This window comes from Streptomyces sp. NPDC006450 (assembly GCF_040612195.1).
GTDB lineage: Bacteria > Actinomycetota > Actinomycetes > Streptomycetales > Streptomycetaceae > Streptomyces.
Genome location: NZ_JBEXPT010000075.1, coordinates 1 through 13,038, shown reverse-complemented (window position 1 = coordinate 13,038; position 13,038 = coordinate 1). Strand labels below are relative to the sequence as shown.

Below are 13,038 nucleotides of genomic sequence, written 5' to 3'. Positions count from 1 at the left end.
GGTGTGTGCCCGTACCCGGGAGCAGGGGAAGAGCCCGGGGCGTCCGGGGAGGGGACCGTGCCGAGCCCTGCGCTGGGCGGCGTACCCACGGACGGCGCCGACATCGCCGGCGGAGCGGCGGGCATCGACAGTGCCCGGGCGGGCGCAGGCGCAGAATCCGCCGATGCCACCGGATCGGCGCGCACCGGCGACGGAGGAACGGGCGCAGCCGCCCTGCGCAGGGGCAGCGAAGCGGCAGGCTCCGGGATCGGCGGCGCGGACTCAGCTGCGGCGAGCGGGGACCGTGGCGGATCGACGGACACCGCGGAAGACGACACGGAAACAGCCGGAGGAATAGGCGCACCCGACCCATCGGTGGACACCGACAGCGGCAGGGCGGTGGCAGGCGAGGAATCCGCCGACGGCCGTGGACCGGCGGGCCGCGGCGACGGAGGAGCGGACGCAGCCGGAGCGAGTGACGGCCGCAGGGGAACGGACGGCGTCGACGGAGACGACGGGGACGACGGCACGGATGCAGCCTCCGGACGCAGCGAACCCAGCCGGTCAGTCGGCACCGACAGGGGCAAGTCGGGAGCGGTGGCCGGAGTTGGGGCGGGAGCAGAAGTGGGGGCCGGGGCCAGGAATGGGGCCAGGGCGGGGTCCGGAGCAGCGGCCAGGGATGGGGCCGGGGCGGGAGCGGCGGCCGACGGTGGGGCGGGGGCAGGAGCGGGAGCAGGGACCGAGGATGGGGCAGGTGCAGGTGCCGGGCAGGGGCCGGGGATGGGGCAGGTGCCGGTGCCGGTGCAGCCGATGGGGCGGGCCGAGAGTCCCGTGTCGGCTGCGCAGCGGTTGGCGGCGGCCCGGACTCGGGCGGAGGCTGCGGGGACCCCAGCGCCGGGGTGGGCGGCGGCGGGGGCGGGGTGGCCGCGGGCGGAGGGAGTGGGGGTTGTGCGGGGCTGGTCGGTGGGTGCGCCGCAGCGGACGGGGGGAGGGCGGGGCCCGAGGAGGTCGTCGGGGGGAGCGTGTTGGCGGGCGGAGGCGTGGGGGGTGGGGGCGGGAGGGGGGACGAGGGGTGGAGGGGGTCGGGCATCGGGGGTCCTTAGCGGCGGGTGGCGGCGGAGATGGCGTCGGCGAGGCGGTCGAGGACGGCTGAGGCCTGTTCGTCGGTCAGGGTGAGCGGGGGGAGCAGGCGGACGACGCTGGAATGGCGGCCGCCGAGTTCGACGATCAGGCCCCGGTCCAGACAGGCCTGGCGGACGGCCACGGCGAGGTCGGGCGAGGCTTCCCCGGTGTCGGGGTCGGCCAGCTCGACGCCGATCATCAGCCCGCGGCCCCGTACGTCCGCCACGCACGGGTGGGCCGGGATCAGACCGCGCAGGGCGGCGAGCATGTGCGCGCCCAGGGTCCGCGCGCGCTCCGCGAGGCCGTTCTCCCGGACGTAGGCCAGCGTCGCGGCGCCCGCCGCCATGGCCAGCTGGTTGCCGCGGAAGGTGCCTGCGTGGGCGCCGGGGGCCCACTGGTCCAGCTCCGACCGGTACACGATCACCGCGAGCGGCAGGCTGCCTCCGATGGCTTTGGAGAGCACCATCACGTCGGGGACGACCCCCGCGTGGTCGACCCCCCAGAAGGCCCCAGTGCGCCCGACCCCCGTCTGGACCTCGTCGGCGATCAGCGGAATCCCCCGCTCCGCCGTGATCTCCCGCATCCTGCGCAGCCAGGCGTCGGGGGCGGGGTGGACTCCGCCCTCTCCCTGGACGGGCTCGACGATCATCCCGGCGGGTGCGGGCACCCCGCTCTTGGGGTCGTCGAGCAGGTTGCGCGTCCAACGGGCCGACAGTTCCGCCCCCTCGGCCCCGCCGACTCCGAACGGGCAGCTGCGGTCCTGCGGATACGGCAGCCGGGTCACCCGTACGTCCGTGGCCCCGCCGGAGACGGCCAGTGCTCCCGCGGTCATGCCGTGGTAGGCCCCCGTGAAGGCGAGCATCCCGGACCGGCCGGTCGCGGTGCGGACGAGGGTGAGCGCCGCCTCCACCGCGTCCGTCCCGGCCGGTCCGCAGAACTGGATGCGGGCGTCCGCGGCCAGCTCCGCCGGCAGGGTGGCGAACAGCTCGGTGGTGAAGGCGTCCTTGACCGGGGTCGCGAGGTCCAGCACGTGCAGCGGCGCCCCAGAGTCGAGGACTCCGCGGATGGCTTCGAGCACCACCGGGTGGTTGTGGCCGAGGGCGAGGGTTCCGGCGCCGGACAGGCAGTCGAGGTAGCGGCGTCCGTCGGCCCCCTCGATGGTCAACCCCCGTGCGCGCACGGGCACGATGGGCAAGGAGCGCGCGTACGTCCGCGCGGCGGACTCCCGTTGCGCCTGCCTGCGCAGGATCCCCTCGGCCACGGCCGTACGCGGCCCACGCCCCGCCGCCGGCCCCGGACCCGGCCCCAGACCCGGGACCGGACCCGCGACCGGATCCGGCTCGGCGAACTGCCCCGCCTCCGGACCACGGTTCGCCTGCGCCGGGACCTCCGCCCCGGCCGGGGCCCGCCCGCCCGTCCAAGCCGTCAAAGGCACGAGTGTCGCTCCTCCCGCACTGCTCTTCCCACAGTTGCTCTTCCGGGGTGCGCTTCGAACACCCACGCTGCTCCCCCATCCCCCGTACGTACCAACGACGGTGGCGGCGACGGATCACGGGTGGGCCCAAGATCCTTGTCCGGCCCGGGGGAACCGGTGCCCCGGCCTGTGCCGTCCCCCACGGCAGCGGCATAGTGGGGTGCTGCAACCCAGGCGCCCACCAACCCAGGCACCATCACGAACCACCAGGGGGATTCACGACATGCGACCGATCCGACCGGTCACCGCGATCCTGTGCTCGGCCGCGCTCGCGCTGACCGCCGCGGCCTGCGGGCCCGGCGACGGTGAGACCGACGCCAAGCCGACCGTGGCGGTGAGCCTTCCCACCAGCCTGGACGGGGTCAAGATCCCGGACGGGCTCAGGGACAAGCTCAAGGAGCACGGCATCGACCTGGAGAAGTGGAAGGGGGGTGAGTGGAAGAACTGGAAGAAGGAGGACTGGCTCCGCGAGGCGGGCGACTACATCAACCCGATCATCGAGGACCTCTGGGACCCGGACCGGATGCGTGACGCCGCCAAGACTCCGCAGCCTCCCGCCGTCGACCCGGACGCGGGCAAGGACCAGGGCGTCACCGACCCGACCCCGGCTGCGGTGGCCGCCAAGGCCGCGACCCCGCCCTACCACCAGAGCGTTCCCGCCTCCGGCAAGGTGTTCTTCGACGGTCCCGAGGGCTCGATGGTCTGCTCGGCGACCGTGGTCAAGGACCCGGCGCACCCCGGCAAGTCCAACATGGTCTGGACGGCCGGCCACTGCGTGCACGCGGGCAAGGCCGGCGGCTGGTACCGCAACATCGCCTTCGTCCCGTCGTACAACAACAAGGGCAAGTCCGCGGCCGCGCTCAAGGGTGCGCCCCGCGAGGAAGTGGCCCCGTACGGCGTGTGGTGGAGCGACTGGGCGCAGACCTCCGACCAGTGGATCGCGACCGGCGGTCCGACCGGCGGCGCGGGTGCCCCGTACGACTTCGCGGTGCTGCACGTGACCCCGGAGAAGGGCGGCGGCAAGTCGCTGGAGGAGACGGTCGGTACGGCGCTCCCGGTGGAGTTCAACGCCCCGGCCGCGCCCAAGATCGCGAAGATGACGGCCACCGGCTACCCGGCGGCGGCTCCGTTCGACGGTCAGAAGACCTTCCAGTGCGCCGGCAAGCCGGGCCGGCTGTCGCTGAACGCGACCGATCCCACCATGTACCGCATCGGCTGCACGATGACCGGCGGTTCCTCGGGCGGCGGCTGGGTCGCGGCGGGTGCCGACGGCAAGCCCGCGCTGGTGTCGAACACCTCCATCGGCCCCGCCAAGGCGGGCTGGCTGGCCGGGCCCCGGCTGGGTCCGGAGGCGAAGGGCGTCTTCGACGCCGTGAGCGGCAAGTTCAAGTAACCGCACGCACCGCGAGCACCGCATGACAGAGGGCCCCCGCCGCTGCGGGGGCCCTCGGTCGTTCAGCCGTCCGGTCGTCCAGCCATCCAGCCGTCCAGATGTCCAGCCGGTCAGGCGGTCAGGCGGTCAGTCGTCCAGCCGCTCGATCAGTACGCGTCAGTGCTTCGCGAGCACGTACGGAGCGAACTCCGCCGCCAGCTCCGCGTGCACCCGCGCCTTGAGCAGGGTGCCCTCCGCCGTGTGCTCCTCGGAGATCACCTCGCCCTCGGCGTGGGCCCGGGCGACCAGCCCGCCGCGCGTGTAGGGCACGACGGCCTCGATCTCGATCGCCGGCCGCGGCAGCTCGGCGTCGATGAGCGCGAGGAGTTCCTCGATGCCCTGACCCGTGCGCGCCGAGACGGCGATGGAGCGCTTCTCGATCCGCAGCAGGCGCTGGAGCACCAGCGGGTCGGCCGCGTCCGCCTTGTTGATCACCACGATCTCGGGCACCTTGACGGCGCCGACCTCGCGGATGACCTCGCGGACCGCCGCCAGCTGCTCCTCCGGCGCCGGGTGCGAGCCGTCCACGATGTGCAGGATGAGGTCGGAGTCGCCGACCTCCTCCATCGTGGAGCGGAACGCCTCGACGAGGTGGTGGGGCAGGTGCCGGACGAAGCCGACCGTGTCGGCCAGGGTGTAGATCCGGCCGGACGGGGTCTCGGCCCGGCGCACGGTCGGGTCGAGGGTGGCGAACAGTGCGTTCTCCACCAGGACGCCCGCGCCCGTGAGGCGGTTGAGCAGCGAGGACTTGCCGGCGTTGGTGTATCCGGCGATGGCGACCGAGGGCACCTTGTTGCGGCGCCGTTCCTGCCGCTTGATGTCGCGGCCGGTCTTCATCTCCGCGATCTCCCGGCGCATCTTCGCCATCTTCTCGCGGATCCGGCGCCGGTCGGTCTCGATCTTGGTCTCACCGGGGCCGCGGGTGGCCATGCCGCCACCGCCGCCGCCACCCATCTGCCGGGACAGCGAGGCACCCCAGCCGCGCAGTCGCGGCAGCATGTACTGCATCTGGGCGAGTGCGACCTGCGCCTTGCCCTCCCGGGACTTGGCGTGCTGGGCGAAGATGTCGAGGATGAGCGCGGTCCGGTCGACCACCTTCACCTTGACGACGTCTTCGAGGGCGATGAGCTGGCCGGGGCTGAGCTCACCGTCGCAGACGACGGTGTCGGCGCCGCTCTCCATCACGATGTCGCGCAGCTCGCGTGCCTTGCCGGAACCGATGAAGGTGGCCGGGTCGGGCTTGTCGCGGCGCTGGATCACTCCGTCGAGTACGAGCGCGCCCGCCGTCTCGGCGAGTGCGGCGAGCTCCGCGAGGGAGTTGTCCGCGTCCTGCACCGTGCCGGAGGTCCATACGCCCACGAGGACGACCCGCTCCAGGCGGAGCTGGCGGTACTCGACCTCGGTGACGTCTTCGAGTTCGGTGGAGAGGCCGGCGACGCGGCGCAGGGCCGCGCGCTCGGAGCGCTCGTACTGGGCGCCGTCCCGGTCTCCGTCGACCTCGTGGCTCCAGGCGACGTCCTCTTCCATCAGGGCGTCGGCCCGAAGGCTCTCGGTGAAGCTCTGCGGATCCGGCGCAGCCTGTGCGTCGTCCCGCGCGTCCTGGGAAGAGGAAGAAGAGGAGGTCATTGGATCCTTACGTCGTTTTCGAATGCGTCCGCGTCAGGCGAAGCGGAGCCAAGGCCAAAGCTACTCCCGCGCGTGACATAACACTGTCACGTCCAACGTGTGACACTCCCCCGAGATTCCCCTGGACTGCGGAACCTCCCCGGGATGTCGCGCCGGGCGGCCGCCGGACGGCCTCGTCGATGGTGGCATGCCCGTTCCGCACGCGTCACACGCTTTTCGCGGCGCTCCACTCCGGGTGGCCCGGCATCGCCGGCGTCTTCTTCCCGTACAGCCACGGCTTCAGGAACGCCCCCAGGTCCCGGCCCGCCTCCTCGGAGGCCAGCCGTACGAAGTCCTCCGTACCCGCGACCGCGTCCCGGTTCTCCCCCACCCAGCGGCGCTCCACCCGGTCGAAGGCCCCGGCCCCGATCTCCTGCCGCAGCGCGTACAGGATCAGCGCGGCGCCGTCGTAGACCGCGGGCCGGAACAGCCCGATCTTCTCGCCCGGCGGGGCCGGCTTGGGCGCGGCCGGGGGCCCGCCGGCCGCCCGCCACTGGTCGGAGCGCTGGTAGGCCTCGCGCATCCTGCGCTCCAGGGAGTAGGTGCCGAGGCCGTCCGCGTACAGGGCTTCGTACCAGGTGGCGTGGCCCTCGTTGAGCCACAGGTCGGACCAGGTCCGCGGGCTCACGCTGTTGCCGAACCACTGGTGGGCCAGCTCGTGGACCATCACGGACTCGACGTACCACTCGGGGTAGCCGCCGCTGTCCGCGAAGAGTGCGCTCTCGAACAGCGACAGGGTCTGCGTTTCCAGCTCGAAGCCGGTACGGGCCTTCGCGATCAGCACCCCGTAGTTCTCGAAGGGGTAGCGGCCGACCCGTGCCTCCATCCACTCGATGTGCCCGGCGGTCTTCTTCAGCCACGGCTCCAACCGCTCCCGGTCCGCCGCGGGGACCACGTCGCGCAGCGGAAGTCCGTGCGGCCCGGTGCGGTGGACCACGGCCGAGTCGCCGATCGACACCTGGGCGAGCTCGGTGGCCATCGGGTGCAGCGTCCGGTAGGTCCACGTGGTCGCGGCGCCCGCCCGGCGGGCCGGCAGCGCGCCCGGCACCCCGTTGGCCACCGCCGTCGTCCCGGCCGGCGCGCTCACCCGGAAGGTGAAGTACGCCTTGTCGGCGGGGTGGTCGTTGCACGGGAAGACCCGGTGCGCGGCGTCGGCCTGGTTCGCCATCGCCAGCCCGTCCTCGGTGACCACCCAGCCGCCGTCGCCGCGGCCGCGCGGGTCGCTCGTGTGCCGGACGGTGATGTGGAGGGGCAGGCCGGGCTCCACCGGCCGGGCGGGGGTCAGCACGAGGTCCTCGCCGACGTATACGAAGCCGGCGGGTTCCCCGTTGACCTCGGCGGAGGCCACCTTCCCGTGGGTGAAGTCGAGGTTGACGGTTTCGAGCCGCGCGAGGCTGCGCGCGTCGATGACGGTGACCGCGTCGAGGGGGGTGCTGTTGTTCTTGTACGCGAAGGACAGGTCGTACGAGAGCACGTCGTACCCGGGGTTCCCGAGCTCGGGGAAGAGCGGGTCTCCGATGCCGAGCGCCCGGGGCGGGGGCACGACGGCGGCGACGAGGGTGAGGGAGGCCGCGGCCAGCAGGGCGGCGCGCAGGCGCGGGGAGGTGAGCTGCATCCCCCACCGCTTATCAGCGCCCGCCACGCGCCGGCGAACGGCGCGCGACGGCTCCACCCGAAAGGGGTCGGGCGGGCTACGCCCGGCTGACGTCGTAGACCCCGGGCACGTCCCTCATGGCCCGCATCAGCGCCGGGAGGCCCGTCGCGTCGGGTAGCTGCAAGGTGTAGCTGTGCCGGACGCGTTGTTCGACCGGCGGCTCCACCGTCGCGGAGACCACCTCGACCCCCTCGCGGGCGATGGCCTCGGTCAGATCGGCCAGCAGGTGCGGGCGGCCGAACGATTCGGCGAGCAGGGTGACCCGGCAGTCCGCGGTCGCCCGCCAGTGCACGGCGACGGGGGTCCGCCCCACCGCCCGCATCTGGGCCACCGTCGCGCAGTGGACCCGGTGCACGGTGACGGCCCCGCCGCGTACGACGAACCCCTCGACCGCGTCGGGCGGCACGGGGGTGCAGCACCCCGCGAGCCGCACGGTGGCGTCCGGCAGGTCGGCGACGGCGTTGCCCCCGCCGCTGCGGAGGCCGATCACCGACAGCGGCGGCCTGGGTGCGGCGGCCGCGGGCCGGGCCCCGTCGGGGTGGGCCTCCAGCCAGCTGCTGACGGCGATCCGGGCGGCCGGGGTCCTGGCGTGCTCCAGCCAGTCGGCGGTGGGCCCGGAGGAGGCGTCGTGCGCGAGCAGGAGCTGGACGGTGTCCCCGTCCGAGAGCCGGGAGGACAGGGAGGTCAGGCGCCCGTTGACCCGGGCGCCGATACAGCCGTGGGCCGCCTCGCCGTACTGCGCGTAGGCGGCGTCGATACAGCTGGCACCGGCCGGCAGGCCCAGGGTGCCCCCGTCGGCGCGGAACACGGTGATCTCCCGGTCCTGGGCCAGCTCCGAGCGCAGGACGTCCCAGAAGGTGTCGGGGTCGGGCGCCGACTGCTGCCAGTCGAGCAGCCGTGACAGCCAGCCGGGTCGGGTGGGGTCCACCCGCTCCTCGTCGCGGTCGGCCGCCGCGAGCTGCTCCGCGGACGGCGGGGCCGTGTACGGATTCCCGAGCGCCACCACGCCCGCCTCCGCGACCCGGTGCATCTGCCGGGTCCGCACGATGACCTCGGCCACGGACCCCTCGGGCGTCGCGAAAGCGGTGTGCAGGGACTGGTAGAGGTTGAACTTCGGGGTGGCGATGAAGTCCTTGAACTCGGAGATGACCGGGGTGAAGCAGGTGTGCAGCTCCCCCAGCACGGCATAGCAGTCCGCGTTCTCCCCCACGAGGACCAGCAGCCGGCCGAAGTCGGAGCCGCGCAGTTCCCCGCGCTTGAGGGAGATGCGGTGCACGGAGACGAAGTGCCGGGGCCTCACGACCACCTCGGCGGCGATGCCCGCGTCGCGCAGGACGGCCCGTACGGAGTCGGCGATGGCAGGCAGCGGGTCGCGCTCGCCCGCGTGGGCCGCGATGAGCGCGCGGGTGTGCTCGTACTCCTCGGGGTGCAGGATCGCGAAGACGAGGTCCTCCAGCTCGGTCTTCAGGGCCTGTACGCCGAGCCGTTCGGCGAGCGGGATGAGGACGTCGCGGGTGACCTTGGCGATGCGTGCCTGTTTCTCGGGCCGCATCACCCCGAGGGTGCGCATGTTGTGCAGCCGGTCGGCGAGCTTGATGGACATCACGCGGACGTCGTTGCCGGTGGCGACGAGCATCTTGCGGAAGGTCTCGGGCTCGGCTGCGGCGCCGTAGTCGATCTTCTCGACCTTGGTGACGCCGTCGACGATGAAGCAGACCTCGTCGCCGAACTCCTCGCGGACCTGATCGAGGGTCACGTCGGTGTCCTCGACCGTGTCGTGGAGGAGCGAGGCCGTCAACGTGGTGGTCTCGGCGCCCAGTTCGGCCAGGATGAGCGTGACGGCGAGCGGATGTGTGATGTACGGCTCACCGCTCTTGCGCATCTGGCCGCGGTGCGAGGTCTCGGCGAGCAGGTACGCGCGGCGCAGGAGCGACAGGTCCGCGTCGGGGTGGTGGGCGCGGTGCGCTTCGGCGACATGGCCGATGGCATCCGGCAGCCGGTCCCTGGGCGTGGGCCCGAGCAGCGCGGCGCGTCCGAGTCGTCGCAGGTCAAGCCTGGTCCTGCCACGTCTGCGAAGTTCAGGGAGCGCTTCGGGACGTGCTTCGGGGTTCGTGGCCTCTGCACTCATGGGCACCTCCGACGGCATCGACCGGCGGTGGCGGGCATGGGGTGAGCCCTCAGGGCCGGTGCCTGATGCTACCGACCCCACCACGTGGCGCAGTCCACCTCTCGCTCAGCGTGAAACGGATCACCCATTAGAGGGAAGCTTCAGACGAAAGCCGTTTCGGTGAGCCAGGCGGGATCGAACTCGCCCTCGGCCACGATCACGGCGGGTCCGGTCATCTCGATCCGCCCGTCGGGGTGCTCGGTGATGACCAGGGTGCCGCCGGGCAGATCGACGGTGTACGTGGCGGGCGCGCCGGTGACGGCCGGGTCCGCGCCGTCGCGGCGGATGGCGGCCACGGCGACCGCGCAGGCGCCGGTGCCGCAGGAGCGGGTCTCGCCGGAGCCGCGCTCGTGGACGCGCATGGCGACGTGCCGGGGGCCGCGGTCGACGACGAACTCGACGTTGACACCGGTCGGGTAGGCGGACGCCGGGCTGTACGGGGGCGGGTCCAGCAGCTTCCCGGCGTCGTCGAGGCTGTCGACGAAGGCCACCGCGTGCGGGTTGCCCATGTTGACGTTGCGCGCGGGCCAGGAGCGGTCGCCTACGGAGACGGTGACCTCTCCCTCGGGGAGCTCGGCGCGGCCCATGGAGACGGTCACGTCGCCGGTCTTGTCGAGGTGCACCCGCTTGACCCCGCCGCGCGTGGCGACGGCCAGGTCGCCCGGCTCCACGTGGCCGGCGTGCTGGAGGTAGCGGGCGAAGACGCGGACGCCGTTGCCGCACATCTCGGCGACGGAGCCGTCGCTGTTGCGGTAGTCCATGAACCACTCGGCCTCGTCGGCCAGGTGCGCCGCCTCGGGGTGCGCGGCGGAGCGCACGACGTGCAGCACGCCGTCCGCGCCGATCCCGGCCCGCCGGTCGCACAGCCGCGCGACGGCGGAGGCCGGCAGCTCGATGGCGTTGTCGGGGTCCGGGACGATCACGAAGTCGTTCTCGGTGCCGTGGCCCTTGAGGAAGGAAAGGCTGGTCTGCGTCACCCGCCCATGGTACCGAGGCGGCGCCCGGCACGGCCGGGCCGCCCTTCGGGCGACGACGGGAGTCCGACGACAGGCCCTACCGGAGCCGGGCCACCCGGTACACCGCGAGCGCGACGACGCCCAGCGCGACCAGCGCGTAGAGCAGGGCGAGGCGCCAGTCGGGCCGCTGCCCCGAACCGCGGGCCGGGAGCCCCGGCAGGGCGTAGCCCACGCGGCGCGCGGCCATCAGGCCCCAGCCGCCGGCGCAGCAGCTGATGAGGAAGCCGAGCATGGCGACGACCGCTCCGCCGTCGCCGAACTCGAAGGCGAGCGGGAAGGCGAACATCAGGGATCCGGCAGCGGCCAGCATGACGATGGGGGCGATCTGCCACAGCCTCAGCCGGCGCTGGGGACGCAGTTCCACCTCGAAGGCGGGGGCGGCGGCCGCCTCCGCCTCGGCGGGGTCCGGCGCGTCCGGACCGTCGGGGGTCAGCCGCGCGGGATCCGCGGGCAGTCCGAGTCCGTCGGCGTCCGCGGGCAGTGCGAGCCCGCCGGTGAGTCCGTCGGCGAGGTCGGTGAATCCGTCGGCGTCCACCGGCGCTCCGCCGGGCGGCCCGTCGCCGTCGGCGAGGGCACGGTGAAGCATCGGGTCCGATTCCCGTCGGGTGTCGTCCCGACCGGTGTCACGAGGGCCGGCCTCCATCGCCACGCGCCCTCCCCACTTGGACTTCGTACGCCGTCGTTCACCGCCGGTGACGGCACCGGCGGAAGTTTGATGATGGCACGCCGTCAGGCCCGGGACGGGCGTGCGGGGCGTCCCGATGCCATCACGTGATCAGGCTGTGACCGCTCGTTCGACCAACGACTGCGCGAGTCCGGCGAGTTCTCCCCGGTCCTCGGCCGCCCCGCTGAGCCAGTGCACCCTCGGGTCGCGGCGGAACCACGAGTCCTGCCTGCGGGCGAAGCGCTTGGTGGCGCGGACCGTTTCCGTGCGGGCCTCCTCCTCCGTGCACTCCCCGGCCAGGGCGGCCAGCACCTGCTGGTAGCCGAGCGCCCGCGAGGCGGTGATTCCGCCCCGCAGGCCGGCGGCCTCCAGCGTGCGGACCTCGTCCACCAGCCCGGCCTCCCACATCCGGTCCACGCGCAGCGCGATCCGCTCGTCGAGCTCGGGCCGGGCCACGTCCACGCCGATCTGGACCGTGTCGTAGACGGACTCGTGGCCGGGCAGGTTCGCGGTGAACGGCCGTCCGGTGATCTCGATGACCTCCAGCGCGCGCACGATGCGGCGGCCGTTGCTGGGCAGGATGGCCTGCGCGGCGGCCGGGTCGGCGGCCGCGAGGCGGGCGTGCAGGGCGCCGGGGCCGCGCAGGGTGACCTCGGCCTCCAGCCGGGCCCGGACCTCGGGGTCGGTGCCGGGGAACTCCATGGCGTCGAGCGCGCCGCGGACGTAGAGGCCGGAACCGCCGACGAGGACCGGCGTACGGCCCTGGGCGAGCAGCTCGTCGATCTCGGCGCGGGCGAGGCGCTGGTACTCGGCGACGCTCGCCGTCTCGGTGACGTCCCAGATGTCGAGGAGGTGGTGCGGGACCCCTCCGCGCTCCTCGGTCGTCAGTTTGGCGGTACCGATGTCCATCCCCCGGTACAGCTGCATCGAGTCGGCGTTGACGACTTCGCCGTCGAAATGGCGGGCCAGGGCTACGCCCAGATCGGACTTTCCGGCCGCGGTGGGTCCTACGACGGCGATGACCCGCGGGGCGGGGGCTGCTTTCCTCACCGCACCAGTCTCGCAGCCCCCGGTCAAGGCCATGCCATGTACCCGATCGAGCTACGTGACGGGACCGGACCGGGGTCGTTGCCTTGGCGGGGTTCCGGCCGGGCGTGCGCTCGCCGTACGGCGGCCCGTCCACGGCGGAACTTCACTCACACGAGTAACGTTATAGGAGTAGACATGGGCATTTTGGACCGGCTTCTCGGCCGTAAGACCCAGGCGACGACCGAAGAGGCCGTTTCCGCGGATCTGACGGTGGAGTCCGCGACGGCTGACGAGGCCGGGACCGAGCAGGCTGCGGCGGAGGAGAGCGCGGTGGAGGCCGTCGGGATCCCGAAGCAGCAGACGGCGGAGGTCGGCGCGGACAGCGAGGCCGCAGAGGGTGCCCGTAAGTAGCCTCGCTATTGAAAGGTGACCCATGGGCCTGCTGGACAATCTGAAGGCCAAGCTCGCGCCCGCCAAGGACAAGGTCGGCGACCTCGCTGCTCAGCACGAGGGCAAGATCGCCCAGAATCTGGAGAAGGTGGCCAAGGCCGTCGACTCCAAGACCAAGGGCAAGTACAGCGGCCACATCTCCAGCGGCGCGGACAAGGCGAAGGACGCCCTGGGCAAGATCGCGCACAAGGACGCTCCCGGCGGGCCGACGCCGCCGGCCGCCTCCTGACGCGGTCACGCAATCCCGGAAGGGGGGGGGGGGGGGGCGCGGGGCCCGGTGTGGGGGCGCGCGGGGGGGGGGGGGGGGGGGGCGGGGGGGGGGGGGGGGGCCCCCCCGGCCTCGTCGTCGGGTGCCGGTGGGTGGCCGAAGCGCATGAGGAGGTGCT

General features: G+C 73.2%; 10 protein-coding genes. 3 read left to right on the top strand and 7 right to left on the bottom strand.

Translation table 11 applies throughout. The features are described 5' to 3' along the window. Positions 1-1,078 precede the first annotated feature (1,078 nt). Positions 1,079-2,410: a diaminobutyrate--2-oxoglutarate transaminase family protein gene (locus ABZY57_RS21470; RefSeq protein WP_356514233.1), complete on the bottom strand. Its 1,332-nt coding sequence runs from the start codon at positions 2,408-2,410 to the stop codon at positions 1,079-1,081. A gap of 388 nt (positions 2,411-2,798) precedes the next feature. Here ABZY57_RS21470 and ABZY57_RS21465 point away from each other — a divergent pair, with 388 nt between their 5' ends. Continuing rightward, positions 2,799-3,968, top strand: coding sequence for a hypothetical protein (locus ABZY57_RS21465; RefSeq protein WP_356514209.1), 1,170 nt, complete (start codon positions 2,799-2,801; stop codon positions 3,966-3,968). 156 nt (positions 3,969-4,124) lie between these two features. On the opposite strand, the gene hflX is transcribed toward ABZY57_RS21465, so the two are convergent. The 6 genes from hflX to miaA form a co-directional block, all read right to left on the bottom strand. Next, positions 4,125-5,633, bottom strand: coding sequence for a GTPase HflX (gene hflX / locus ABZY57_RS21460; RefSeq protein ID WP_356514207.1), 1,509 nt, complete (start codon positions 5,631-5,633; stop codon positions 4,125-4,127). A gap of 205 nt (positions 5,634-5,838) precedes the next feature. Continuing rightward, the gene (locus ABZY57_RS21455) at positions 5,839-7,287 is read right to left on the bottom strand and encodes a M1 family metallopeptidase (RefSeq protein ID WP_356514205.1); all 1,449 of its coding nucleotides are present in this window, start codon (positions 7,285-7,287) and stop codon (positions 5,839-5,841) included. A 76-nt stretch (positions 7,288-7,363) separates the two neighbouring features. After that, positions 7,364-9,454 (bottom strand): HD domain-containing protein, encoded by a 2,091-nt coding sequence (locus ABZY57_RS21450; RefSeq protein WP_356514203.1) that lies wholly within the window; start codon positions 9,452-9,454, stop codon positions 7,364-7,366. Positions 9,455-9,594: 140 nt separating this feature from the next. Then, a complete protein-coding gene (dapF, locus tag ABZY57_RS21445) occupies positions 9,595-10,470 on the bottom strand; it encodes a diaminopimelate epimerase (RefSeq protein WP_356514201.1) in 876 nt (291 codons plus the stop codon). Positions 10,471-10,546: 76 nt separating this feature from the next. Further along, positions 10,547-11,095, bottom strand: coding sequence for a hypothetical protein (locus ABZY57_RS21440; protein WP_356514199.1), 549 nt, complete (start codon positions 11,093-11,095; stop codon positions 10,547-10,549). Positions 11,096-11,284: 189 nt separating this feature from the next. Continuing rightward, positions 11,285-12,223: a tRNA (adenosine(37)-N6)-dimethylallyltransferase MiaA gene (gene miaA, locus ABZY57_RS21435; RefSeq protein WP_356514197.1), complete on the bottom strand. Its 939-nt coding sequence runs from the start codon at positions 12,221-12,223 to the stop codon at positions 11,285-11,287. 174 nt (positions 12,224-12,397) lie between these two features. Between miaA and ABZY57_RS21430 the strand changes: the two genes are divergently transcribed. Beyond that, a complete protein-coding gene (locus ABZY57_RS21430) occupies positions 12,398-12,613 on the top strand; it encodes a gliding motility protein (protein WP_356514195.1) in 216 nt (71 codons plus the stop codon). Positions 12,614-12,635: 22 nt separating this feature from the next. Then, positions 12,636-12,881 carry an antitoxin gene (locus tag ABZY57_RS21425; protein ID WP_356514193.1) on the top strand — a complete coding sequence of 82 codons (246 nt, stop codon included), beginning with the start codon at positions 12,636-12,638 and terminating at the stop codon, positions 12,879-12,881. Positions 12,882-13,038: the final 157 nt, after the last annotated feature.